Annotated in this window: 23 protein-coding genes and 2 tRNA genes; 15 read left to right on the forward strand and 10 right to left on the reverse strand. The window is 39.4% G+C overall.

Translation table 11 applies throughout. The annotated features are described in order from the left end of the window. Positions 1–6 precede the first annotated feature (6 nt). Positions 7–417, reverse strand: a complete 411-nt coding sequence (locus tag E4661_RS00370) for a DUF4293 domain-containing protein (protein ID WP_136464833.1) — start codon at positions 415–417, stop codon at positions 7–9. 192 nt (positions 418–609) lie between these two features. On the opposite strand from E4661_RS00370, the gene rho reads away from it, so the two are divergent. From rho to E4661_RS00395, 5 genes are all read left to right on the forward strand, one after another. Beyond that, complete coding sequence (gene rho / locus E4661_RS00375; protein WP_136464834.1) at positions 610–2,202, forward strand: transcription termination factor Rho; 1,593 nt, start codon at positions 610–612, stop codon at positions 2,200–2,202. Between the two features lie 141 nt (positions 2,203–2,343). Further along, on the forward strand, positions 2,344–3,006 hold the full coding sequence (locus tag E4661_RS00380; protein ID WP_136464835.1) for a hypothetical protein: 663 nt from the start codon (positions 2,344–2,346) through the stop codon (positions 3,004–3,006). Between the two features lie 6 nt (positions 3,007–3,012). Then, positions 3,013–3,702, forward strand: a complete 690-nt coding sequence (locus E4661_RS00385; RefSeq protein ID WP_136464836.1) for a hypothetical protein — start codon at positions 3,013–3,015, stop codon at positions 3,700–3,702. Between the two features lie 235 nt (positions 3,703–3,937). Next, positions 3,938–5,989, forward strand: coding sequence for an LruC domain-containing protein (locus E4661_RS00390; protein ID WP_136464837.1), 2,052 nt, complete (start codon positions 3,938–3,940; stop codon positions 5,987–5,989). Positions 5,990–6,206: 217 nt separating this feature from the next. Further along, positions 6,207–8,126 (forward strand): LruC domain-containing protein, encoded by a 1,920-nt coding sequence (locus E4661_RS00395; RefSeq protein WP_168796296.1) that lies wholly within the window; start codon positions 6,207–6,209, stop codon positions 8,124–8,126. A gap of 69 nt (positions 8,127–8,195) precedes the next feature. Here the strand turns inward: E4661_RS00395 and rpsT are convergent, their stop codons facing one another. From rpsT to proS, 4 genes are all read right to left on the reverse strand, one after another. After that, a complete protein-coding gene (gene rpsT / locus E4661_RS00400) occupies positions 8,196–8,447 on the reverse strand; it encodes a 30S ribosomal protein S20 (RefSeq protein ID WP_116182725.1) in 252 nt (83 codons plus the stop codon). Positions 8,448–8,480: 33 nt separating this feature from the next. Beyond that, positions 8,481–8,552, reverse strand: a tRNA-Glu gene (locus tag E4661_RS00405). Positions 8,553–8,611: 59 nt separating this feature from the next. Then, positions 8,612–8,683, reverse strand: a tRNA-Glu gene (locus tag E4661_RS00410). A 77-nt stretch (positions 8,684–8,760) separates the two neighbouring features. Next, the gene (gene proS / locus E4661_RS00415; RefSeq protein ID WP_136464839.1) at positions 8,761–10,236 is read right to left on the reverse strand and encodes a proline--tRNA ligase; all 1,476 of its coding nucleotides are present in this window, start codon (positions 10,234–10,236) and stop codon (positions 8,761–8,763) included. Positions 10,237–10,331: 95 nt separating this feature from the next. On the opposite strand from proS, the gene E4661_RS00420 reads away from it, so the two are divergent. Then, complete coding sequence (locus E4661_RS00420) at positions 10,332–11,660, forward strand: hypothetical protein (RefSeq protein ID WP_136464840.1); 1,329 nt, start codon at positions 10,332–10,334, stop codon at positions 11,658–11,660. Between the two features lie 39 nt (positions 11,661–11,699). Further along, the gene (locus E4661_RS00425; RefSeq protein ID WP_136464841.1) at positions 11,700–13,199 is read left to right on the forward strand and encodes an OmpP1/FadL family transporter; all 1,500 of its coding nucleotides are present in this window, start codon (positions 11,700–11,702) and stop codon (positions 13,197–13,199) included. Positions 13,200–13,260: 61 nt separating this feature from the next. On the opposite strand, the gene E4661_RS00430 is transcribed toward E4661_RS00425, so the two are convergent. Together E4661_RS00430 and E4661_RS00435 are read right to left on the reverse strand one after the other, a co-directional pair. Next, complete coding sequence (locus E4661_RS00430; RefSeq protein ID WP_240751384.1) at positions 13,261–14,610, reverse strand: T9SS type B sorting domain-containing protein; 1,350 nt, start codon at positions 14,608–14,610, stop codon at positions 13,261–13,263. 227 nt (positions 14,611–14,837) lie between these two features. Continuing rightward, positions 14,838–16,637, reverse strand: coding sequence for a T9SS type B sorting domain-containing protein (locus E4661_RS00435; RefSeq protein ID WP_136464843.1), 1,800 nt, complete (start codon positions 16,635–16,637; stop codon positions 14,838–14,840). A 133-nt stretch (positions 16,638–16,770) separates the two neighbouring features. Here E4661_RS00435 and folE point away from each other — a divergent pair, with 133 nt between their 5' ends. The 7 genes from folE (at position 16,771) to E4661_RS00470 (ending at position 22,728) form a co-directional block, all read left to right on the forward strand. Further along, positions 16,771–17,451, forward strand: coding sequence for a GTP cyclohydrolase I FolE (gene folE, locus E4661_RS00440; RefSeq protein ID WP_136464844.1), 681 nt, complete (start codon positions 16,771–16,773; stop codon positions 17,449–17,451). Between the two features lie 14 nt (positions 17,452–17,465). Beyond that, positions 17,466–18,947, forward strand: a complete 1,482-nt coding sequence (gene cysS / locus E4661_RS00445) for a cysteine--tRNA ligase (RefSeq protein ID WP_136464845.1) — start codon at positions 17,466–17,468, stop codon at positions 18,945–18,947. Positions 18,948–18,978: 31 nt separating this feature from the next. Then, entirely contained in the window at positions 18,979–19,206 is a 228-nt protein-coding gene (gene yidD / locus E4661_RS00450; RefSeq protein WP_168796297.1) for a membrane protein insertion efficiency factor YidD, read from the forward strand. A 231-nt stretch (positions 19,207–19,437) separates the two neighbouring features. Continuing rightward, the gene (lgt, locus tag E4661_RS00455; protein WP_136464846.1) at positions 19,438–20,394 is read left to right on the forward strand and encodes a prolipoprotein diacylglyceryl transferase; all 957 of its coding nucleotides are present in this window, start codon (positions 19,438–19,440) and stop codon (positions 20,392–20,394) included. A gap of 20 nt (positions 20,395–20,414) precedes the next feature. Continuing rightward, positions 20,415–20,909 (forward strand): DUF192 domain-containing protein, encoded by a 495-nt coding sequence (locus E4661_RS00460; RefSeq protein WP_136464847.1) that lies wholly within the window; start codon positions 20,415–20,417, stop codon positions 20,907–20,909. Then, entirely contained in the window at positions 20,909–21,439 is a 531-nt protein-coding gene (locus E4661_RS00465; protein WP_136464848.1) for a GNAT family N-acetyltransferase, read from the forward strand. The genes E4661_RS00460 and E4661_RS00465 overlap by 1 nt, the downstream gene beginning before the upstream one ends. A gap of 26 nt (positions 21,440–21,465) precedes the next feature. Beyond that, entirely contained in the window at positions 21,466–22,728 is a 1,263-nt protein-coding gene (locus E4661_RS00470) for an ATP-binding cassette domain-containing protein (RefSeq protein ID WP_136464849.1), read from the forward strand. A gap of 31 nt (positions 22,729–22,759) precedes the next feature. Here the strand turns inward: E4661_RS00470 and E4661_RS00475 are convergent, their stop codons facing one another. From E4661_RS00475 to E4661_RS00485, 3 genes are read right to left on the reverse strand one after another with little or no spacing between them, the layout of a single operon-like run. After that, positions 22,760–23,203 (reverse strand): DUF3887 domain-containing protein, encoded by a 444-nt coding sequence (locus E4661_RS00475; protein ID WP_136464850.1) that lies wholly within the window; start codon positions 23,201–23,203, stop codon positions 22,760–22,762. Next, a complete protein-coding gene (locus tag E4661_RS00480; protein WP_136464851.1) occupies positions 23,200–23,742 on the reverse strand; it encodes a hypothetical protein in 543 nt (180 codons plus the stop codon). Before E4661_RS00480 ends, E4661_RS00475 begins: the two co-directional genes overlap by 4 nt. Beyond that, complete coding sequence (locus tag E4661_RS00485; protein ID WP_136464852.1) at positions 23,732–24,013, reverse strand: DUF2089 family protein; 282 nt, start codon at positions 24,011–24,013, stop codon at positions 23,732–23,734. The genes E4661_RS00480 and E4661_RS00485 overlap by 11 nt, the downstream gene beginning before the upstream one ends. Before the next feature lie 89 nt (positions 24,014–24,102). On the opposite strand from E4661_RS00485, the gene E4661_RS00490 reads away from it, so the two are divergent. Beyond that, positions 24,103–24,426 (forward strand): hypothetical protein, encoded by a 324-nt coding sequence (locus E4661_RS00490; protein ID WP_136464853.1) that lies wholly within the window; start codon positions 24,103–24,105, stop codon positions 24,424–24,426. The last annotated feature ends 38 nt before the right edge of the window (positions 24,427–24,464 follow it).

Consider the following 24,464-nt stretch of genomic DNA (forward strand, 5'->3'; position numbering starts at 1 on the left):
TTAGGTTTAACGTAAGCGATCAACAGATTTTACAAGATCTTCATCCTTTTTGATGGCTCTGTTGGCCAGAACCAGAAAAACGATAGAAAATACAGGAATCAGCATCCCAATACCCTTCTCAGAAATGGTGTTTTCTCCGGATAAGCTTAGTGATCGATAAACGAAAAATCCTAGTAAAAAAAGATTCAATATCATATTCAATCTGTTCACCACAAATTGATTTTGTCTATTCTTGTACATAAAAATCGAAATCAAGGCCAAAATTGCTGAGCTATAGAAAGCAATGCTAATCCATAGTTCGTTTTTGGCAAAAACTTCGGCGCCATTGCCATCTATCCATAGACTCAGCACAAAGGGCAATCCGCCGGCCATCAGGGCCACTATTGCTAAGAAAAACGTCTGAATCCTTTGAATCATTGTACAAATTGGCTTGGAAGGGCAAAAATAACCGTCTTTTTGATAATTGCCACGTATTTGTTGAAAAATAATTCGTATTATTGTGACGTTATTAGCGAAGCACTCGCTCAAGGAAACCTTTCCTATTGTAGTATCCCAATAACTTTTTTTACTTCAAATTACATTAGACAAGTTTAATTTATTCATCATTTAATGTTTGAGATTTCAGATCTAAAGGCTAAAAAGCTTCCTGAATTGCAGGAAATAGCGAAAACCCTAAATGTCCCCAAATTCAAGACCCTGAAAAAGCTTGATTTGGTCTATCAAATTTTGGATGTGCAAGCATCTAATCCAAAAGTCGTTCAAGAAAGTTCGACCTCCCAAAAAGAACCAGCCGAGGCAAAACCTAAACGACCAAGAACGCAACGCGCCAAAAAGGAGCAAAAAGAAAACGCCCCAACAGCAACTGCCGAGCAAAATACTTCGAACGCTTCTGTTGAGAAACCAGTGGAGAAAAAGGATGCCCCTCGTGAGCAACCACAAAAAAAAGACCACCACAAACAGAATGGGCACCAAAAAAGCCAACACAAAAAAAACAACCAACACCATAATAGGAACAGTGGTCACGAAAAGAAGAGCAGCAACTTCGACAAGGACTTAAAAAATAGGTACAAAGAACCTGAATTTGAGTTTGACAGCATTATAGAGAGCGAAGGCGTTCTAGATATTATGCAAGATGGCTATGGTTTTTTGCGTTCCTCAGATTACAATTATCTTTCGTCACCTGATGATATATATGTGTCACAATCCCAGATTAGATTATTTGGATTGAAAACTGGTGATACTGTTCTAGGAAATGTAAGACCTCCAAAAGAAGGTGAGAAGTACTTCCCTCTTATAAAAGTGACCAAAATTAATGGTTTGGACCCACAAGTGGTACGCGACCGAGTCTCTTTTGAGCACTTAACGCCTCTATTTCCAAAAGAAAAATTCAATCTAGCCGAAAGACAAAGCACTTTGTCGACACGTATCATGGATTTGTTTTCTCCAATTGGGAAGGGTCAACGTGGAATGATCGTGTCACAACCTAAGACGGGTAAGACCATGTTGCTTAAAGATATTGCCAATGCCATTGCGGCCAACCACCCTGAGGTATATCAAATCATTTTATTGATTGATGAACGACCTGAGGAGGTGACCGATATGCAGCGTAACGTTCGTGGTGAGGTTGTTGCTTCAACTTTCGACAAGGAAGCTTCAGAGCACGTTCGCGTTGCCAACATCGTCATTGAAAAGGCAAAACGTCTAGTGGAATGTGGACATGATGTGGTAATTCTTTTGGATTCCATTACCCGTTTGGCAAGAGCTTACAACACAGTTCAACCAGCTTCTGGAAAGGTATTAAGTGGTGGTGTAGACGCCAATGCGCTGCATAAGCCGAAAAGGTTTTTTGGAGCGGCCAGAAACATTGAAAATGGAGGTTCATTGTCAATCATAGCCACAGCCTTGACAGAAACGGGCTCAAAAATGGACGAAGTTATTTTTGAAGAATTCAAAGGAACAGGTAACATGGAACTACAATTGGATAGAAGGATTTCCAATCGTAGAATATTCCCTGCGATTGATTTGATTTCCTCTTCTACGCGTAGAGATGATCTTTTATTGGATGAAAATACCATTCAACGTATGTGGATCATGAGAAAGTATCTTGCCGATATGAATCCGGTTGAAGCCATGGAGTTTATGGAACAGCGAATCAAGCAGACCAAAAACAACGAAGAATTCTTACTTACGATGAATGAATAAGATGTAATCCATCAAAATTTACGGATATTATAACTTTTAAACCCTTTGAGCAATCTCAAAGGGTTTTTTCTTAAAAACATATTACAGAAAAAACATATCTTTAGTACGGTTTCCCCATCTCCTAAACTAAAATACTTTAATATGAAGAACACTAAAAATCTATCTGCTATGCTATTGGGCTCCCTTTTACTTTCAATTGGAGCATGCAAACCACCACAAAAAAAAGATGAGCCTGTAGGGGAACCCAGAGAACAAGTTAAACCGCCAGAGCAAATCATCTCCTTGGAAGAATCCAAATCCCTGTTTGACCTATACACAGTAAATCGTGCTGAAATCATCAAACAATATGAAATCGAGCGTCATCCGGATGAAGAATTTAAACCAGCTCGATTTACTTCTTATGATTATAGCACCATAAAACAATATATGGCTTTTATAGAACAAGAAGCCGAAGGCGCAGGTGTAGAAGTATCCTCACTTCGCTTTTATTTTGGCAACTATCCTGATAAAAAAACCTTTGAAGATGGGGAAAAAGTAGTTCATCCAAGACAGGACGCTGTTTTCATAGTTCCCACCATTGATATCGATGGACAGAACTATGGCTTCTATATTGGTGAAGATGGCAAGGCAAAACTTATCAAGGATGCTGTTGGTCAAAAAGAAATGGGAAGCACCCAGAAGAAAAGTCAAAAAGCCTATGCGAGCTTTGCTCCAAGCATTTCTGAGGCGCCATTATTATATAAAAGCCAAAGCCTGACTTTGAACAGAGGCCATTCCGGACCTCCGCCCAACGCGGATTATTAATGAATTATGACCCAAGAGTTCCTAAATTATCTTCAGGAAAGCTATTTTACTCCTGTATATTTATTGACATGGGTAGTTGCGGTTTCGACCTATAGAGGATATTACGATACCGTACTGAAATATTTTCCCATATTCATCATTTACACTTTTTTTACGGAGCTCTTGGGTTATTTAATTAAACATACCAACGAATTCCAATTTTTTTCAGATTCTAGATATGCATGGCATAATGTAATCATCTATAACATCTATTCCATTGTATCTTTTTCTTTCTTCTACTATATATATTGGAAAATTCTAGTGGACAAAAAACATAAAAAGAGAGTAGAATATGCTGTAGCGGTTAGCTTGGTAGGTTATGTGGTAAGCCTCTTTTTTCAAAATCCTTTCCATATCGGACTTTACTGGGCCGATTTATTGGCTTCCATTGTGTTATTGTACTTCATTACTTTGTATCTAATGGAAAAGAAGAAAGAAAACAGTTACTATAAAATGAAACATAACTTGTTGTTTTGGGTAAGTTTAGGACTTGCCATTTTCCATATTTTCTTCCCGTTTATTTTTATAGCGGCCTATGATTTTCCTATTTTTTATTATGAATACCATTTGCACGATTTTCTAAATATTCTGATAGTGGTCATGTATTTTTTGTTCATAGTTGGCTTTTTATTGGGCAAAAGAAGGGCCTTTAGGTAGTTCACAACACTTTTCAGGTTTTTTACAACTTAACAAAACCGTTCGTCGATAAAATATATTGATTCGTAAGTTTTTTCGTTCATTTATTGCAAAAAATGGCTATTTGACGGTTTGTCGACACATATTTGCTATTCGTCAACAGATCACCTAAATCCATCTTTTGCAAAATCAATTACCATTTAACAACGTGTAATTTAATCTAAAATGGGATATAGTTCCTTATAAACTTAAAAAGATGAAAAAGCCCCAAATCCTTTTAGTCTCCCTATCCTTTTTACTTGCAATGCTTCAAATATCATGCGTTAAGGATAGTATAGATAACCCCGCTCCCAACCCTGATACAGATGGTGGAACCACCGATCCGGTGGAAGTTCCTATAGAAGAACTGGAGATTACGGAATTGAAAATCCCTAATGGGTTTGAATTCAAAACAGATCAGGAAGTACAACTTGTCATCAATGATAATACCCCAAATGTTAAATATGATGTATACTCCTATAATGATGAAGTGTTTACTGGCGGAGAGATAACCTATCTAAATGAGGAAGAGGAGGAGGAAACGGGAATTGACATCTCTGTGGACAACCTCAATCATCTTATTTTTAGTGGTATGCCCTCAGGAGGTAAAATTGAACACACATTTGCAGTACCCAAATATTTTGACAAACTCTACATACGAAGAAAAGAAGGCTTTGTTTATACCTCCGAGATAATCAACGTTACCGGCCCTGTGGTAACTTATACACATTCTTCTCCAACAGGGAAAAGAGCTTCTTCTGCCAAATCAGCCATGGTAGAGGATTTTTTATACTGTGTAAATGGTTCCGGCGAGATGTTCCAAATAGACCCGCTTACTGGAGACTATACATTTATAAGTGATATGCCGATGGGAAGTTGGACTGCTGCCATAGATCAGCAGAACAAAATCTTATATTCCATAGGAAGATCTAATCCCTATCCTTTGATGAAATATGATATGGTCAATGACACGTGGACAACGGTTGGAAATTTAGGTATAGGTGGGCCCCGGTTGGATTATAATGAAAATGATGGTCTACTTTATTTTTCAAAAAATGATGTACTCTATAGCATAGATCCTCAAAACGCAAATATTCTATCCAATTGGAAAATCAACGGTCTACATAAAAAAAACGGTGGCGATTTGGCCTTTGCGGAAGACGGAACCATATTCCTATGCTCCTTTTCCGGACTGTATGAGCTAGAGCTAAATTCTGATGGAGAATATGATACCACACGAATAAGTGGTGAAGATTTACCCTTTTCACCTACCTCCATGACCTTTGATTCCAATCAAGAACTATGGTTGGCCAACAATGGTGGCAATAGCAATCTCATTGTAATGGACACTCAGACCGGAGGATGGGAATACAGATATGGTCCTAACTCAACCTCTGGAGTATCTTTTGATCGCACCATAAATGACTTAACCACATTTAGAATCTTTGATGAGGTTACCGTTGATCCTGATACCGACGGAGATGGTATAACCGATAGCAATGATGCCTTCCCAGAGGAAGCTGACAAGGCCTTTGAGCAATTTACTCCAAGTAAATATGGATGGGGAACTGTTGCTTTTGAAGATCTTTGGCCGTTCTTGGGAGATTATGATTTTAATGATACGGCTGTAAATTATCGATTTGTAGCTATTTTAAATTCCGATAACATGGTGGTTCAACTGGATATTCATTTTGAGGTAACATCAGATGGAGCTGGTCTTATCAATGCATTTGGGATTGAATTTGAAAGCATCCCTCCAAGTTTGGTACAATCCGTTACTGGTACTGTTTTGACCGAAGGTTATATTAATGTCGCTGCAAATGGTTTAGAACAAGGTCAAGATAGGGCAGTTGTTATTTTATTCGATAATAATGAAACTATGCTCCATGTACCTACAACAGTTTCCATTGATTTTACTGAACCAATTACCACGGCACAATTGGGTATTGCACCATTTAACGCTTTCCTAATTGTGAATAAAGACAGAGGCAGGGAAATTCATCTGCCCAATAGGTTTAGAACTAGCTTGGGAGTCAACAATACTTCTGTGGAAGGCGTGAATCATGATGAGGATGGAAACTATCAAACAGATTCTAGGCTACCCTGGGCCATCAACATTATTCATAATTTTAAACCGCCAAAAGAGAGTATTCCTATAAATCAAGCTTATAATTTCTTTAACCAGTGGGCTACCTCAGGAGGCACGGTCTATGAAGATTGGTACAAAGACTCAACTGGGTATAGAAACGAATCAGACCTAAAAGATTAATCCCAATGCAAAAACAAATGCCCCTTTTAAAGGGGCATTTGTTTATTTGATTCCAGCCACTATCCCTTTGATTATCGAGGGAAAGAAACAAAGTACTTTTGGCTTAACATTTTACTTACCACGTTTTTAACGGCTTTTACAACTTCTCAAGGCTGTTTATCGATAAAATACATCCATTATGTAAGTTTTTTCGTTCATTTATATGAGTTTGTTTATAATGAAAAAGATTCGATTTTTCCCCATACTTATCATTTCCATAGCCGTAGTTTTATTTCAAAGCTGCTTAAAGGAAAAGTATAATAAATACCTAGAGTCCTTAGGCGAAGATTCAACAAATGTGGATAATCGAGTCTTAACGGATTTGAAATTCCCTACTGATTTTGATTTTAAAACGGAAACCACGGTTGCCGTCCAAATAAACGACGATTCTCCTAACGTCGTCTATGAAGTATATGCATATAGTGATGAACTCATTGAGAGCTTGGATAGCATTGCCGGGCCTTTGCCCAACAAGTTTTTTGAAAGACTACCTTCCAATGGCTCTATCCAAGAAACCATTACGATATCATCATTTATTGAAGATCTATTTATCGTTCGAAAATCCAATGACCAAGTATATGATTTTGTGGTGCCAATAATTCAAAACACTGCTTCCTATACCTATGATGGCAGCACAGGAAAAAGAAATATATCAAAAACTGAACAGTCAAAGAATCAATTCAGTTTGGATTGCGCCAATGTTTATGGTCAAAAGTATTATGTGGACCTAAGCAATTACGTGGTAACCGATAATGGAAATGTAAATACAATTTCTAACATCATATTGCCCAAACAAGGGGTGTCTGCAATCATTACAGCCACTTCCGTTGATGGTGTTGAATTAAAAAATCGTTTCTCATTGGCTGGCGCCGGGTTTTCTACGCCAATTTTCACATTTTATGGATTTAATTTCTGGATAAGCTCTAAAATTGACACCAATAACGATTCGGATGGATATGTAGAGTTTGAAATGACATTTGACACTCCGGTTCAAAATCTGCTAATGCATTTTAGAAGTGTTGATGCCTCTCCCTACAAATTTGTGGGTAATCAACATACCGAAACCTTATTGTCTGGTGGTAGAGAGTTTTTTTATGATGAGTCTGAAAGAATTTTAAAGGATACCAATCCTCGGACCAGAGCAAGATATTATCGTGACGGCTATGGTACCGTTTTAATATCGGCAACCTCGGGAACCTTTGACAAAATCGTTTGGCAAAGAATTGACGATCCCGACACCAATACGCAAAATGACTCCAATTGGTTTACATTTTCAGAAGTCGAGGTATGCAATGATCAAGATGGGGATGGTGTCGTGGATTCTGTTGATGAGTATCCAAATGATGCAACAAGGGCCTATGCCGTAACCTATCCCTCTTCTTCAACCAAAGCCTCTTTGGTTTTTGAAGATCTATGGCCTTTTAAGGGCGATTGGGACTTCAATGATACTTCAATAGATTATTCGATTTCCAAAATCTTTAATGCATCTAACGAAGTTGTTGCAATTGACTTCGATTATATTGTGACTTCTGATGGAGCAGGTTTTGTAAACAGTATGGCGTTTGAAATTGAAGGACTTAATCCAAACAACGTCTCTTCCACTGACGGTCAAATTTTGGATAAAGCAGTCTTTGAACTTTCAACAAATGGCACAGAAATAGGTCAACAGCATACCGTAATTCCATTATTTGACGACCATTCCATATTGGTCAACCAAGAAAACAGGGTGAGTGTTGAGCTTGTGACTCCTATTTCCAATAGCTCCCTAGATTCTGCGCCATTCAATCCTTTTCTGGTTGCGAATGGGGTAAGGGACAAAGAGATTCATCTGGCCAATTACGAGCCAACTTCTTTAGGAAACTCTCAACCTAACGTATCAGGAAACAATTCGGATGTGGATGGAGACTATACTACCGAAAATGGACTTCCCTGGGCAATTAATGTCATCCAGTCTTTTCCTCTTCTCCAAGAAAAGAAACCCATTAATGAAGGTTATCTTTATTTTGAAGAATGGGGGCTGTCAGGTGGACAAAACAGACGTGATTGGTACAAAAATATAGAAGGGTATAGAAACAATGCCAAACTCAAAGGAAACTAAGTTCTATAACCCTGAATAAAAACAAAACGCCCCATAAATGGGGCGTTTAATATATCTTTTATCACAAATTTACATAGCAGCAACCTTGCTCATCAACTTGCTTTTCAAGTTGGCCGCTTTGTTATTGTGGATAATGTTACGCTTGGCAAGCTTGTCAATCATTCCAACAACAGTAGGCAATAAAGCTTCCGCGGCTTTCTTGTCCTCCTCGTTACGCAATTTTTTGATTGCATTTCGAACGGTTTTATGTTGGTATCTGTTACGCAAACGTACCGCTTCGTTTCTTCTGATTCTTTTTAATGCTGACTTATGGTTTGCCATTGTCTTAATTTATACTTTCTAATTCTTTCTTAGTAGCCCGTAGGGGAATCGAACCCCTGTTACCAGGATGAAAACCTGGCGTCCTAACCCCTAGACGAACGGGCCAAATTATTGAAAATGAGTTTGTTTCAATAACTCGATTTCCAATCTATCATTGAACTTTGTAGCCCGTAGGGGAATCGAACCCCTGTTACCAGGATGAAAACCTGGCGTCCTAACCCCTAGACGAACGGGCCATAAGGTCGCATAATTGCGGATGCAAAAATACAACTATTTTTAAGTCTTGCAACAGTTAATATTATTTTTTAACCGCTTAATACGCTTTAGCAAACAATACTCTTTGTGCAGAAGGTTTACCCGTGACCATACAACTCCCCACTTCTTTCTCCCCGTAAAAAGGAATGCATCGGATAGTAGCTTTGGTTTCTTCCTTTATCTTGTCCTCGGTTTCAGAAGTTCCATCCCAATGGGCAGAAACGAACCCGCCTTTTTCCATGATAACATTCTTGAACTCCTCGTAACTATCCACTTCAGTAATATGCTCCTCTCTATAGTCAACAGCTTTTCTGTAAATGTTCTCTTGGATCTCATCCAATAACGAAATGATTTTGGATACAATCTCTTCCGCTTGTACCGATTCTTTCTGCAAAGTATCCCTTCGTGCAACTTCGTATGTACCATTTTCCAAGTCACGTTGCCCTACCGCCAAACGTACGGGAACTCCTTTTAGTTCATATTCATTGAACTTAAAACCAGGTTTATGTGTATCTCGTTTGTCGTATTTAACTGAAATTCCTTTGGCTCGCAGCTCTTTAACCAAGGGTTCTACTTTTTCCGATATAGCATCTAGTTGCTCCAGCCCCTTGTAAATTGGAACTATTACCACTTGAATAGGAGCCAATCTAGGTGGAAGCACCAATCCATTATCATCGCTATGTGTCATGACCAACGCACCCATCAATCGAGTCGAAACCCCCCACGAAGTTGCCCAAACATGCTCTTGCTTTCCTTCTTTATTGGCAAATTTCACATCAAAGGCTTTGGCGAAATTCTGCCCCAAGAAATGTGAGGTTCCGGCCTGAAGTGCTTTTCCGTCCTGCATTAAGGCCTCAATACAATAGGTCTCCTCGGCGCCTGCAAACCGCTCACTTTCTGTTTTGGTTCCTTTGATTACGGGTACACCCATATAATTTTCAACAAAATCAGCATAAACATGCATCATCTGTTCGGCTTCTTCCAAAGCTTCTTGTTTTGTGGCATGGGCCGTGTGCCCTTCTTGCCACAAAAACTCTGCAGTACGCAAAAATAGCCGTGTACGCATCTCCCAGCGCACTACATTGGCCCATTGGTTCACCAGTATGGGCAAATCACGATAGGATTGAATCCATTTTCTATAGGTATCCCAAATAATTGTTTCAGAAGTTGGCCTAACTATTAATTCTTCCTCCAATTTAGCTTCCTCATCCACAATGATGCCGCTACCATCTTCGGCATTTTTCAAACGATAATGTGTAACAACAGCACATTCTTTAGCAAACCCCTCAACATGACTGGCCTCTTTGCTCAAATAAGATTTTGGGATAAAAAGCGGAAAATAAGCATTCTCGTGACCTGTTTCCTTAAACATTTTATCTAACTGAGCTTGCATTTTTTCCCATACGGCAAATCCATAAGGTTTTATCACCATACAACCCCTTACACCAGAGCTTTCGGCTAAATCAGCCTTGACAACAAGTTCATTATACCATTTGGAATAATCCTCGCTTCGACTTGTTAAATTTTTACCCATCTATAGTAGTTTGGCACAAAACTTGTGACTTTATTAACGAAAATAGTTGGGCAAAACTAACTATTTTTAGTATGTTCAACAATAAAAATTGCAAGATGACAAAGTCTATACCCCGTCCAAAAAACCAAATCATCGCCATATCCATTATGGCCGTTCTCATATTAACTTCCTGTGGTTCATACCAACAAGCTTCATACTACGATGACGATGGAATTTATTCGAGCAGTAATCGCGTTGTAAACGTTGAAAAGAAATCAGCTGAAGCAGTTAGGGCGGAAAAGCAAGAAAGTAATTTGTATGGAGAATATTTCGGACAAAAAGCAGATCAGTATGGGGAGATTTTAGAAGATGAAATCTTCACTGATATTGATGGCTATAGCAGCGGTATCGAAAATGATACTATCCCATTGGGAGAACAGACAAATTATTTTGCTAATAATAATACCTATAACGGAAACCCTGGATGGGGCGATAATCCTACCAGTGTCTCTATAAACGTCTACGATAATAGCTGGGCCTGGGGTGGTCTAGGCTGGGGATGGAATGATCCGTGGCTATGGAACGGTTACGGCTGGGGTGGATACTGGGGATGGAACAATCCTTGGAGATGGAACCGTTGGGGATGGGGCAACTACGGTTGGGGATGGGATCCCTACTGGGGCTATGCCGGTGTTGGTTTCGGCTGGGGTGGTTATTATGGATCTGGCTGGGGAAGACCTTATTACAATAGAGGTTACTACAACAGAGGATACGCCTATAATAGGGGCAGAAGAGGGTATGCCAGCAATAGAACTGCCACATCACTCCGAGGAAGATCTAACTTAGCATCAAGGACAAGTGGGTATTCATCAAGATATAGAACCAATAGCGGACGTTCCAACGTTAGTCGTAGCTCAGCAGCTTCAAGAACAGCCAGAAGCTACAGAAGTGGAACTACAGCACGAAGAAGTGTGAGCGCTGATGCCATTACCCGAAATAGAAACTATAGATCCAGTAGAAGCACCAGAACAGCTCCAAATTACAATCGAAGCTCAAGAACGTATAGGTCTTATGGCACTTCGCCATCCACCAGAAGTAGTGGCACATACAGAAGAGGGACATCCCAAAGCAGAAGTTCCAACATTTACCGAACTCCGAGAAGTTCTAGGAGCTATCAATCTTCTGGGAGAACAGCACCGCGAAGTAGTGGTTACAGCAGGTCTTCAAGTCCTAGCAGAAACTCAGGAAGCTACAGAAGTTCGGGCAACTCTAGAAGTTACAGAAGTTCCGGAGGTAATTCGTCAAGAAGCTATCGAAGCTCTGGTAGCAGCTCCAGAAGTTATAGAAGTTCTGGCGGAAGCAGCAGAAGCTTTAGCAGAAGCTCGGGAAGCGGTAGAAGTTCCGGTGCTGTAAGATCATCGGCAAGAAGTGGTCGAAGACAATAAAATTTCACACTGTTTTATTTAAAAACTAAATAGCTTAAAATGAAAAGGATTTCAACTTTCATCATGGTATTGGTATGTGCTTTTGCAAGCGCCCAAAATATCAATGATGTTTTGCGACACAGTCAAGAAAACATAATAGGTACGGCTAGGTTTCAGTCTATGGGAGGTGCCTTCGGGGCCCTAGGCGGTGATTTATCCTCATTAAATGTAAATCCGGCTGGTTCGGCAGTTTTCAACCATAGCGAACTTACTATCACCGGTTCGCACTACAATAGAGAAAATGATGCGCTTTTCGGAAGAAACACCAGAAGTACGGACATGAATTCGACAGAATTAAACCAGGTTGGTGGTGTTTTTGTTTTCAAATCACAGGATAATCCTTGGAAAAAGCTTGCACTATCTTTTAATTATGATCTTGCACGAAACTTTGACAATGAATTTGTGGCTTCTGGCTCTACTACGCAAGGTATTGACAACTACTTTTTAGCATTTGCTCAAGGTGAATCCCTGAATAATTTAAGGGTACAGCAAAACGAGACCATTGCTGACGCTTACCTAAATATAGGAGCAGACCTAGGCTTTGGCGCACAACAGGGCTTTTTAGGTTTTCAATCGGGACTTATTGAACCTACAGAAGACGACCCGGATAATACCTCCTATTTTTCCAATGCGGAATACAGCAGTGTTAACCAGAACTACGTTCAGAGGACTACAGGCTACAACAGCAAGTTTACTGTTAACTTTGCTGGACAGTACGAAGAGAACCTCTACCTAGGAGCTTCTTTGAATTTCCACTCTGTAGTCTATGATAAATTGACTCTATTGGATGAGGATGGGTATGATGCCAGTTCCTCCGTTCAGTTGACCACTTTCGACAATTTCTTACATACAGAAGGGTATGGTTTTTCATTCAGCGCTGGAGCCATTGCCAAATTAAACGATAATATCCGGGTGGGTGGTAGTTATCAATCCCCTACTTGGTATGAGTTTACAGATGACATATCCCAACGCATTAATTCCACATTGGCTGAACCGGATATCAATCAAATTGATTTTGGCCTTGTCAACTTATATGAGGAATACCGAATTAAAGTCCCTTCCAAACTAACCGGAAGTGTTGCTGTTGTATTTGGAAAAGATGGATTACTGAGCTTTGATTATGGCTATCAAGATATGTCAAAAGCTAAACTACGCCCGACTACGGACCCAAACTTCAACTCCGAAAATGATTTTATTTCGGAACAGTTAGGTGTGGTAAGCACGTATCGTTTAGGAGGCGAACTTCGTATTGATGAAGTAAGTCTGAGAGGTGGATATCGATACGAACAAAGTCCTTATGAGAATGGGGACATCATTGGCGACCTTACTGGTTATTCTGGTGGTGTAGGATACAATTTTGGAGGAAGTAGATTAGATTTGGCCTTTAGCAGAACAGAAAGAGATGTAAATACCCTGCTCTTTGATTCTGGAATCAACAGTACGGCATCTGTTAATAGCATCAATACCAACATTACTTTAGGATATACCCTAAAATTCTAAATACAATAATATAATTTGAATATTAGCCTGAAAGGGGTCGGATTTCACATCCGGCCTTTTTTTATCGCACTAGGGAAAAGTGACGTCTAACCGATTGCGCCACTAAAACACCACTGTTATCTCTTTCATAATCCAGTCTAAACCAATAATCAGAGGAAGGCAGGTCCCTTCCATTAAAAGTGCCATCCCAAGCGCTACCGGGACCTAACTGTTTTAGCAGCTTACCATAACGATCAAAAATAAACACAACAGGATTTGCTAATTGTTCAATTCCCAACACATTCCAATTATCATATATCCCATCACCGTTGGGTGTAAAAAATTTAGGATATCCGACTACCAAAAATTGCTGGTCTATAGTGCCACATCCATTTTTATCATTAACAGTTACCGTATTCGTTCCAGGAGGCACATCCAAAAAAATTGGGTCATCTTGAAATTCTCCTCCATTTAGTGAGTACTCGTAATCCCCTCCACCAATTGGAATAAACTCAACATTATAAGGGTCACTTTGATTGTTCACATCTATATCATCCAACACCTGAACATCGATTTCCGGTTCACCGAAAAATGTAATGAGAATCCCTCCAGGATCAATTACTCTAGGAGGCGTCCCAGAAGCGGTAGTAATTTCCACAAAATAACGGCCCGAATTTGGACTTGTAACCACCAATTCCGCACCAAAAGGCCCTGTCCCCGATAATGTCGCATCAATAACCCCGTCATCTTCATAATCAACGGTCCATTCCACGTTGGCAATATCGTTTCCTGCAGGGGAATTCAAAGCGCTCAAGGTTATATCGGGATCACCTTCACAAGCAATAATATCCAATCCTAAAAACTCATCCCTTAGCGTACAATCCAAGGCAGTATTTTGGTCCGCATCTACAGAAGACCCAGTAAACCTAATACTATACGGCTCAGGATCTCCATTAAAATTGGTGTTGTAGTTATTTATAAATAAATAATAAATCTCACCGGCGGTTACATCCAACCATTCATCATAAGTGTTTTGGCTCCCTACAACAAAAGGTGCCCCAACCCTATCATCTACAGGATTGACACCTATTCCGGTGGCGTTGGTGTCGTTCACTTCATAATTACAGCGAATCGGCTGTGCAGATCCGTTTCCAACAAGGGTACAAAAGTTCTGTCCAGAAGTTTGATCAAAAGGACCATAAAGAGCAAAATCTAATTCCGAAGTGACTATTCCGTTCATAACAACAGGCAATGCTTGGATATCGAAACCTATTTGCCCATCGGTTCCAGCCCTAAAAACATACCAAGAAGTGTTATTTTCAATATTTGCAGAGGCTACACTACCTTTTTCCAAACAACCAGATTGCGTGATCACATCCGGGTCAAAGTCATCAATATCACCACTACCGTCTGTATTTGACGATATAATCATGTCTGCACAAACAGGAATTGCTGTCCTACAATCAGGAGAATTAGGGGAAATTTGGGCGCATATCGAAAGAGGCATTAAGACTAAACACCATATAGCGCAAAATAGAGCTCTCATAGAATTTTGGGGCTAAAGGTTATTCTACAATAACTTTTATAACTCCCAAATATCCTTCTTTAGTATTTTTTATCGGAAAAATTATACAGTTAATCGACAAAATGCATCATTTGCTATCGTCTAAGTGAGAAATGGCTCTGAAGATATTTGGCGTAAACCCGATTTCCATCATTATCCAAATAGGACAGTTTAAACCAATAATCGGTAGATGGCAATGGTCTTCCATTAAAATTACCATCCCATCCAGGGCTGAATTCGGTCATCTGGGCAATTAACTTTCCGTAGCGGTCATATATGGTAACTATTGGGGAACTCAATTCGGAAAGTCCATCGATATGCCAAGATTCATTAAGCACATCGCCATTGGGTGAGAAAATCGGCGAAAACCCAACAACAACAATATTTTCGGTAACCTCTCCACATCCAAACAGGTCACGCATGGTTACGGTATGCATCCCTCCAGAAACATCTGCGAAGCTATTGCTAGATTGATACGCACCGTCATCGAGACGGTACTCAAAATCACCATCTAAATCGGTCAAGATTGTCACCTTACTATTCGCTTGAAAATCTTCAATTTCAACATCAGTGATGGTGGGTAGCTGAGACATATTTACCTGAACGGTTCTACTTGCTTCACAATGCAAGGCACCAACCGAATTAGTTGCAGTCAAGGTGTATTCCCCTGCCTCTGTTACACTGATGTTCGGTGTAACTTCACCAGTATTCCACGCATAAGTATATGCAGGATTGGGCATGGTTTCACCTATAACAATTCCCGCAGAGTTTTCACAAAGTGTCACTTCTTCGTCAAAGCTTAGTTCTGGCGAGACAACGGCATTGATACTAAAGTTTTGCGACGCATCAAAGCAATCTGGATTGGTCAAAGAGTATGTTCGCACAAAAATATCTTCCTGTCCAGGACTCTTTGAAAATTGTTTCGATATTGGATTTGCACCAGAAATAGCATCAGCCAGTGAAAGATGATAACTTACCATGAATATGCTCGCGTCCTGGATTCCCAAGGCTTCGCTATCTTTTGTGCTTAAGTCAAAAATGTTGGAAGAATAGCAAAACAATTCATCGGAAACAGCATTGGTGACAGGTATTGGGTTAAAAACAACTTGTACGTCACTTATAATATTTCCAGTCGGTGTATTTACAACAACTCGGTATTGGGCAGAGGTTGACACATTTAATGTCGAATTTGTTTCTCCCGAAATCAGTTGAAAACCACTTCCTGTATCGCTATACCACTCATATGATGTAGCACCAGTGGTAGTAGCGTCTAGATTTATGGAATCACCTTCACATGCCGCTACTGGCGCACCCAAAAGATTGTTTATAATGGAACAATCCAACGCATCAGTGGGATTGGTCGTAAAGATGTTCCCAGTAAACTGGATGGAAAACCCTGAATTAACATTGCTGAAATTATTGATGAGCAGGTAATAATCCTCGCCTGCATTTACCTGTAGCCAATCCTCGTAATGTACAGAACTTGAATCTCCAGTTGGGTCCTCTCCCACTCCGACAAACGATTTGTTATCGCTATTATCAAAGAAGTTACAGCGAATTGGATCTCCCAAATTAGTACAATCGCTTGCTCTATAAAGCGCAAAATCCCAATCCTCACTACTATCATGTCCGATATTGAACCCAAGCTCACCCGACGCACTGGTTCTAAATCGATACCAAACCGAATTGGATTCAATGTATCCAGTTGTTGTCCGCTCTAGACATCCGCTTGAAGCAGCACCGTTGAAGTCATCAATGCCAAAGCCATTCGACCCACCATTGACCGGTGTATTATTACAAATGGGCACAGCGGTTGTGCAGTCAGGAGTGACCTGTGAATAGGACAAGTGACTGAACAGCATTAAAACTATGGTTCTTATAACCTGTTTAACCATAAACTCTTGTAGGTTTGGGCATTATAAAAGTAAAACGGCTCTCCCCTTAACAATAATTTATGTTGTCAAAGTCTTGATACCAGATGTTAAATAGTACATTAATGTATATCTTTGCATCCTTGAAGAAACAGCAATGAAAGTAGAGCAGGCTTTGGAAGAACAGTATGAGGAAAGAGGTGACGATCACGTTGGCTCTTCTACGGAAACCCCACTTAGGGAGGACGCTTTTGTATTGAGCGATGAAGAAAAAATCGACAGGATACAAAATAGTGTTCGCGAAATTATGTTGACATTGGGTCTTGACCTTGATGATGATAGCTTGAACGGAACCCCAAAACGTGTTGCAAAAATGTTCGTAAAGGAGATTTTTGGCGGCCTACACCCAAAACGCAAGCCAAAACCCTCGACATTTCAAAATAAATACAAATATGGTGAAATGCTTGTTGAAAAGAACATAACGGTTTATTCAACTTGCGAGCACCACCTATTGCCTATCGTTGGAAGAGCGCACATTGCCTATATTTCTAGCGGAAGTGTCATTGGATTATCCAAAATGAACCGAATAGTTGATTACTACGCCAAACGTCCACAGGTGCAAGAGCGATTGAACATCCAAATTGTAAAGGAACTTCAAAAAGCTTTGGGAACCGAAGATGTTGCCTGCGTTATCGATGCAAAACATCTCTGCGTAAATTCAAGAGGAATCCGTGATGTGGACAGTAGTACTGTTACCGCAGAATATGGTGGTAAATTCAAGGAAGAAGCTGTTCGAAGGGAATTTTTAGACTACATCAATCTAGAAACCGAGTTTTAACCCTAAGTTTTTCAATGCAACTTTATAAAACCAACACCTTAAGAGTACACAATTCACTTACTGGTAAAAAAGAGGTTTTTAAACCCATTAATGAAGGCCATATTGGCATGTATGTATGCGGACCAACGGTCTACAGCAATGTCCACCTTGGAAACTGTCGTACGTTCATGTCTTTTGATATGATTTTCCGCTATTTCAAACATTTAGGGTATAAGGTGCGCTATGTCCGAAACATTACAGACGCCGGACATTTGGAAAACGATGCCGATGAAGGCGAAGATAAAATTGCCAAAAAGGCAAAATTGGAGCAGATTGAACCCATGGAAGTTGTACAGCGGTATACCGTTGATTTTCATGAAACCCTGCAAAAATTCAATTTTTTACCTCCAAGTATAGAACCTACGGCCACGGGCCACATTATTGAACAGATAGAGATTATAAAGGAAATCATTGCGAAAGGCTTTGCCTATGAAGTAAACGGGTCCGTCTACTTTGATGTCCCCAAGTTTAATGAAAATCACGAATATGGTAAATTAAGCGGTAGAAAGCTAGAGGATATGATTTCCAACACCCGTGAACTTACCGCACAGGATGAGAAAAAGAGCCCTCAAGATTTTGCCCTATGGAAAAAGGCCGAGGAACAACATATTATGCGTTGGCCATCCCCTTGGGGAGATGGTTTCCCAGGGTGGCACTTGGAGTGTACAGCCATGAGCACTAAATATTTGGGAGAGACCTTTGACATACATGGTGGTGGTATGGACTTAAAATTTCCACACCACGAATGCGAAATAGCACAAGCGGAAGCCGGTTTGGGAAAATCTCCAGTGAATTATTGGATGCATGCCAACATGCTGACCTTGAACGGTAAAAAGATGTCCAAATCAACGGGCAACAACATTTATCCGTCTGAAATGTTCAGTGGTGAAAATGACATCATGAGTAAACCCTATTCCCCTGCTGTAGTACGATTTTTTATGATGCAAGCCCACTATACCAGTATTTTGGATCTTAGTGACGATGCGCTTCAAGCTTCTGAAAAAGGGTACCATAAGTTAATGGATGCTATGGAAAGTGTCGAATCCTTAAAAACAGGCAAAACCTCTGATTTTGATTATAAGGCATGGCAGCAAAAATGCTACGATGCCATGAACGATGATTTTAATACTCCTATACTGATTGCCCATCTGTTTGATGCTGTAAAACGCATCAATTTGATCAAAGAAGAAAAAGAAAATATTACCGAAGAAGATAAATCCCTTTTGCAAAACACTCTGAACAATTTTGTCCATGATATTTTGGGGATAGAAAATCAAAAAGCGGCAAAAGATGACAGCAGTGCACTAAATGGCGTGGTGGAACTTTTAATAGACCTACGTAACGAGGCTAGAGCCAACAAGGACTTTGCCACTTCGGACAAGATTAGGGACCAACTTACCGCTTTGGGAATACAGCTCAAAGATGGAAAGGAAGGAACCACTTTCAGTATCAATTAATAATAAAGCAAACAGATTCAGAACTAAGGGAATGGCACTGAAAAAAATTCTTATCGCTCCTTTTGTTCTAGTGGTCAGGCTTTACCAACTTTTGATTTCACCTCTTACTCCGGCAACATGCCGTTATTCTCCAACTTGTTCGGCTTATACCTTAGAAGCTCTTAAAAAACATGGCCTTTTTAAAGGGGGTTGGTTATCCCTAAAAAGAATATTTAGTTGCCATCCCTGGGGCGGAAAAGGATATGACCCTGTTCCATAACATGGGACTTCAGTTATCAGTTATCAGTTATCAGTTATCAGTTATCAGTTATCAAAAATAAAAAGTCAGAAATCTACATAAAGAAAATCCCAACCATCCAACCATCCAACCATCCAACCATCCAACCATCCAACTATCCAACTATCCAACTATCCAAAGCAATAATCTAAAAATTGAATAATCCCTCCCTCTAACCATTCAAAGTAGTTATATTAGACCAAAAATTTATCCATGCACTTTTTAGGATTCAATTGGAACCCGGATGGCACATTGTTCAAGTTGGGAATTATTCAAATAAAGTATTACAACTTGCTATGGATTGCTGCTTTTATAGTCGGCTGGTATATCATCAAGAAAATCTTTTTAAATGAAAAAAAGACCATGCAACAAGTGGACTCACTTTTTCTTCATGGTCTAATATCAATCATGTTGGGAGCTCGTTTGGGGCATGTTATTTTTTACGATTGGGGCTATTACAAAAATCATTTAGCGGAGATTCTCTTACCCATCCGTGAAAGTGCTGATAGTTCTCTATTTGGTTTTATCAACGGGTACGAATTCACTGGATTTACGGGTTTAGCCAGTCACGGTGCCACTATTGCCGCCATAATTGGTGTGTGGCTGTATTGCAGAAAATGGAAGGATATCAGCATGCTTTGGCTATTGGATAGAATGGTGATTCCTTCAGCTATTGGTGCTGCTTTTGTTCGTTTTGGTAATTTTTTCAACTCCGAAATCAATGGTAAGATTGTTGATAAATCCTTTGCTCTGGCTGTTCGATTCATAAGAGACTCAGAAGACATGCCCGCGTACAGGGCTATGCGTGAGACCAAGGAAAAAACTGCCAGTGCTGCCTACAAAGCTATTGAGAACAAGCCAGAATTTGCCAGTTTACTGGAATCGATTCCTTTTCGTCATCCTGCACAGTTATATGAGGGTATTTGTTATGTTTTCGTCTTTATCCTATTGTACCAGCTTTACTGGAAAACAGATAAAAAGAACAAAACTGGCTATCTTTTTGGCCTGTTCATGGTTTGTCTATGGACCATCCGTTTCTTTGTAGAGTATTTTAAAAAGAGTCAGGGCGGATTTGAAGAATCGCTTGGACTATTGTCCACAGGTCAATGGCTGAGCATCCCAATGATTTTGGTCGGCCTCTATTTTATGTTTAGACCTTCAAAACAATAGTCAATTATCAATTTCTACAAATGTTGTTCAAGTACTTCAAATCGTTCATATTTCTAAGCCTGGGGCTTTTTTGTGCCATCAACTGTAAAAAAGAGCAAAAGCGAGAAATCAAGACCGAAACTATTACGTTCACGAAGGAAGGAGAGCTCACCGTCTCATCAACGGAAAACAATTCTACTTTAGGTCGTTTCGATATCGAAATTGCGGAAACGGAATATGAGACACAAACGGGCCTGATGTACCGTGAAACCATGGAAGAAAATCAAGGGATGCTGTTTATTTTTGACAATATGGCCATGCATTCGTTCTATATGAAGAACACCCAGATTCCTTTGGACATTGTTTATATTGATGACAATCTTAAAATTGTGAGCTTCCAAAAAAATGCAAAGCCTTTTGACGAAACAGGCTTGTCTTCAGGTGTACCCATAAAATATGTACTGGAAATCAAAGCAGGGCTTTCTGATAAGCTAGGCTTAAAAATTGGTGACAGTATATCCTACAGCAAACAATAATGCCCAATTATCTTTTAGAAAACCAAACAACCGAGCGACTGCTTTTCCAGAAGATACTTCCCTCAGATTTTGATGCTTGGTTGCCTTTTTATCATGAACCGAAGTCTACCCAATTCTGGGAGGGATTGCCTATTGATCCGGTTGAAGCATGTCAAATCCAATTTGACCGCATTTTTGAAAGATATGAAAAAAGGCTTGGCGGAATGAATGCCCTTATACTAAAAGAAACCGGAGAGTTGGTTGGAATTTGTGGGCTTTTGGTGCAAGTGGTGGATGAAATTGAAGAACTGGAAATCGGCTACTCTATTCTACCTAAATTTTGGCAACGAGGTTTTGCCATTGAAGCGGCCAAAAAGTGTAAAAATTTTGCCTTTGAGAACAATTTTGTTTCTTCTCTGATTTCCATTATTCATATAGATAATATACCCTCTCAAAAGGTTGCTCTAAAAAACGGAATGCACTTAGATAACACAACTACCTACAAAGACAACCCTGTGCATATTTTTAGGGTAAACAAAGGATACTCTTAATTTTGAAATCCATAGGATTTTAGCCAATGAACCCAGCCAACAACTACGCAATACTGATAGACAACAATTCCAAAGTACAAGCTTTGATTTTCAACTTATTGAAAGGAGTGGCTATCCAAGGCTTTGAGCATTTGAAAAACAAAAATGGATTGCTTTTTTCCCGTTCTGAAATTCATCGGTTTATGGACGAAGAAGAACGTCATGACGCCAAAATAATTACTACGGCGACCAAGCAATCTTTAAAATCGATGAGCAGCGGCGAGCAGAAAAAAGCATTGTTAAGCTATCTATTGGAACAAAAACCTGGGTTTTTGATACTCGTTAACCCGTATGATAATCTTGACATTGATACCCAAGTCTATCTCAAAGAAAAATTAACCAACATTTCAGAATCAATCTCCTTGGTTCAGGTAGTAAGTAGAATAAATGACATCCTTCCTGTAACGCATACTTTTTATCGACTGGAAAAGGAAAGTCTTCTTTCTTATCCTAATGCGGAATCGTTTTGGAAAGCTAATAGTAAAAAAACAATTCATTTTACTGAAGCTATTCCTCCACCCATAGAACCCATTATTGTTAAAGGTTCTGAATTGGTCAGTTTTAAGAACGTATCGGTCTCTTTTGATGGACGCCAGGTCCTTGATAAAATCAATTGGACCATAAAAAAGGGGGAGTTTTGGCAACTCATAGGTCCAAATGGTAGCGGTAAAACAACTCTGCTATCCATGATTACGGGTGATAGCCATAAAGGCTACGGGCAAGACCTTACCCTGTTTGGGCAAAAAAAAGGCAGTGGCGAGAGCGTTTGGGATTTAAAGGAAAAAATTGGGTATTTCACACCTGCCATGACCGATAAGTTCAACGGATATCATACTTTAGAAAACATGGTGATTTCGGGAATCTATGATTCAATCGGTCTTTATAAAAGAGCTTCGGACCAAGCAAAACGTTTGGCAAATTCTTGGGTTAAGCTATTGCATTTGGAACATAAAAGGAACAAGCAATTCCTTGATCTTACTACAGGTGAAAAACGATTGGTCATGACCGCTAGAGCCATGATAAAACATCCTGCATTACTTATTTTGGATGAACCTACAGCTGGGCTCGATGACGAAAATGCCGCCCTATTTGTTTCATTGGTCAATAAAATTGCACAAGAAAGCAGCACTACCATTGTTTTTGTGTCCCATAGAAAAGAAAATGGATTGGAACCCCAATTTGACTATAACCTGAACATTGGTACAAACGGTTCAACCGGAGAAGCCTCAAAGCACCATGGTACGGAATAATGGTATCCGTCCCATGATGTGCCTGTCTTTACTATTTTAGCATATCTGACCAAGGTTTTATCCAAAAACCGGCCACCTTATCTGTTTGGTCCAATACAACTCTGACCTCCAATTTTTTGTCTTTTTCCCCAAAACTTCCTTTAAATCTTTGAATTCCCGAAGAGACAACATTTTTGTCAGCATAGGTTTCTATGTACTCCAAATTTTGAAAATCGCCAAATTGCTTCTTTATACTCTGATAAACATTTTTTTGGGTTTCAGGTGTCAACAGATTTTTCAGCTCACTAGTGGCCTCATCTTTAAACACGTATGTCATACCATTTTTAGATTGGTTCAGGTAATTGGTTGCAAATTCTTGGGCAATCCGCACTTTACTTTTGTCAATTTCAGAATCTGATAGCTTTTTATAATCTTGGGCGCAAGAGCTTAAACCAACTGCCAGTACAATGCAGAATAAAAAAATGTTATGTCTCATAAATAATAGATTGAATTAAGAATTAATCGAATTAAGATTTCAGCAACAACTATGCTTATAATAAATGATGCGATGAGTCGTATTCCTTTTAAATTGGATGAAATTTTGAATCCATTAAACATCAAGACCATAGTCCAAGCAAGTGATAAAACATAAATCCCAAGAAGTAAATACATCTCCACGGATTGAAAAACGAAACTCTGAAAGGGTGGAATAAGTCTAACCAAGGGAACCAAAAGCAACGGCATCCTTGCCAATATGTTGGTGCCAAAAACATCCACAACCCTGAGCTTTGTGTTTGAAAAAAGTAAGCCGGACACATATAAACATAATGAAATCAGCACCCAGCTCAGCAGCTGTTCTAGGGCATATAACCAAAATTCAGAATCCTTTGCAAATCCGAGGTCAGAAAATCCATAAAAGTGGGTTCCGGTCAGATAGGCCACTACTGCAATCAAGAGCAAACCGAGCAAGCCATAAATCAAGGATCTAAACCCAGCAATTTTGATGAAAGGGTTGATCCAAAAACTATTCTCCATCAGCCTCAAGTTTTTCGATTGCTCCAATAATATCATCAAGTCTATTTCTTACGGTTGGGTAGCTCAATTTCATTTTTTTGGCCATATCCTTAAGACTTCCACTGGTCTTTACAAAATCCAAAATAAATTTTTGCTCGTCCATGGATAATTGCGATATTATAGGGAGTGAGTACAGTCCTGTGACCGTGGTTTCGCATTGATCACAGTATAATTGTTTTACCTGTAGCAAATTCTCGCAACTGGGACAGGATAATGGAAGTTTTTTGTTCATTCAAAATAATTTCGTTCAAATATATAAAAATTCATTTATTAATTAATTTTATTAAAACTCATTTTAATTTTATTAAACATTATTTTCATATGAGAAAGAAAATTCTAAAAATTTATGATGAGTTGGTTGCATTAAATCCGAACTTTGAGCGTAAGGGAAAAACAATGCCCTATACATCTGCCAATGGTTATATGTTTTCGTTGCTCAACAAAGAAGACGAGCTTGGCATACGACTTTCAAAAGAAGATCAAGCAGAATTCAATCAAGTTTTCGGGGCGGTACCATTCAAATCGCATGGTGCTGTACTCAAAGAATATGTTTTAATTCCTGAAACTTTATTGACCGACGGCATAACCCTTGGCAAGTATCTTCAAAAGGGGTTTGAGTATGTAATGTCCTTGCCTCCAAAATAAAAAAGGCCACTCTTAAGAGTGGCCTTTTTAACTAAGTT

The organism is Flagellimonas onchidii, assembly GCF_004804315.1.
GTDB lineage: Bacteria > Bacteroidota > Bacteroidia > Flavobacteriales > Flavobacteriaceae > Flagellimonas > Flagellimonas onchidii.

Coding starts and splice junctions, on each gene's coding strand:
- E4661_RS00370 (WP_136464833.1), bottom strand. CDS start 417: ATGATTCAAAGGATTCAGACGTTTTTCTTAGCAATAGTGGCCCTGATG.
- rho (WP_136464834.1), top strand. CDS start 610: ATGTTTGAGATTTCAGATCTAAAGGCTAAAAAGCTTCCTGAATTGCAG.
- E4661_RS00380 (WP_136464835.1), top strand. CDS start 2,344: ATGAAGAACACTAAAAATCTATCTGCTATGCTATTGGGCTCCCTTTTA.
- E4661_RS00385 (WP_136464836.1), top strand. CDS start 3,013: ATGACCCAAGAGTTCCTAAATTATCTTCAGGAAAGCTATTTTACTCCT.
- E4661_RS00390 (WP_136464837.1), top strand. CDS start 3,938: ATGAAAAAGCCCCAAATCCTTTTAGTCTCCCTATCCTTTTTACTTGCA.
- E4661_RS00395 (WP_168796296.1), top strand. CDS start 6,207: ATGAAAAAGATTCGATTTTTCCCCATACTTATCATTTCCATAGCCGTA.
- rpsT (WP_116182725.1), bottom strand. CDS start 8,447: ATGGCAAACCATAAGTCAGCATTAAAAAGAATCAGAAGAAACGAAGCG.
- proS (WP_136464839.1), bottom strand. CDS start 10,236: ATGGGTAAAAATTTAACAAGTCGAAGCGAGGATTATTCCAAATGGTAT.
- E4661_RS00420 (WP_136464840.1), top strand. CDS start 10,332: ATGACAAAGTCTATACCCCGTCCAAAAAACCAAATCATCGCCATATCC.
- E4661_RS00425 (WP_136464841.1), top strand. CDS start 11,700: ATGAAAAGGATTTCAACTTTCATCATGGTATTGGTATGTGCTTTTGCA.
- E4661_RS00430 (WP_240751384.1), bottom strand. CDS start 14,610: ATGATTATATCGTCAAATACAGACGGTAGTGGTGATATTGATGACTTT.
- E4661_RS00435 (WP_136464843.1), bottom strand. CDS start 16,637: ATGGTTAAACAGGTTATAAGAACCATAGTTTTAATGCTGTTCAGTCAC.
- folE (WP_136464844.1), top strand. CDS start 16,771: ATGAAAGTAGAGCAGGCTTTGGAAGAACAGTATGAGGAAAGAGGTGAC.
- cysS (WP_136464845.1), top strand. CDS start 17,466: ATGCAACTTTATAAAACCAACACCTTAAGAGTACACAATTCACTTACT.
- yidD (WP_168796297.1), top strand. CDS start 18,979: ATGGCACTGAAAAAAATTCTTATCGCTCCTTTTGTTCTAGTGGTCAGG.
- lgt (WP_136464846.1), top strand. CDS start 19,438: ATGCACTTTTTAGGATTCAATTGGAACCCGGATGGCACATTGTTCAAG.
- E4661_RS00460 (WP_136464847.1), top strand. CDS start 20,415: ATGTTGTTCAAGTACTTCAAATCGTTCATATTTCTAAGCCTGGGGCTT.
- E4661_RS00465 (WP_136464848.1), top strand. CDS start 20,909: ATGCCCAATTATCTTTTAGAAAACCAAACAACCGAGCGACTGCTTTTC.
- E4661_RS00470 (WP_136464849.1), top strand. CDS start 21,466: ATGAACCCAGCCAACAACTACGCAATACTGATAGACAACAATTCCAAA.
- E4661_RS00475 (WP_136464850.1), bottom strand. CDS start 23,203: ATGAGACATAACATTTTTTTATTCTGCATTGTACTGGCAGTTGGTTTA.
- E4661_RS00480 (WP_136464851.1), bottom strand. CDS start 23,742: ATGGAGAATAGTTTTTGGATCAACCCTTTCATCAAAATTGCTGGGTTT.
- E4661_RS00485 (WP_136464852.1), bottom strand. CDS start 24,013: ATGAACAAAAAACTTCCATTATCCTGTCCCAGTTGCGAGAATTTGCTA.
- E4661_RS00490 (WP_136464853.1), top strand. CDS start 24,103: ATGAGAAAGAAAATTCTAAAAATTTATGATGAGTTGGTTGCATTAAAT.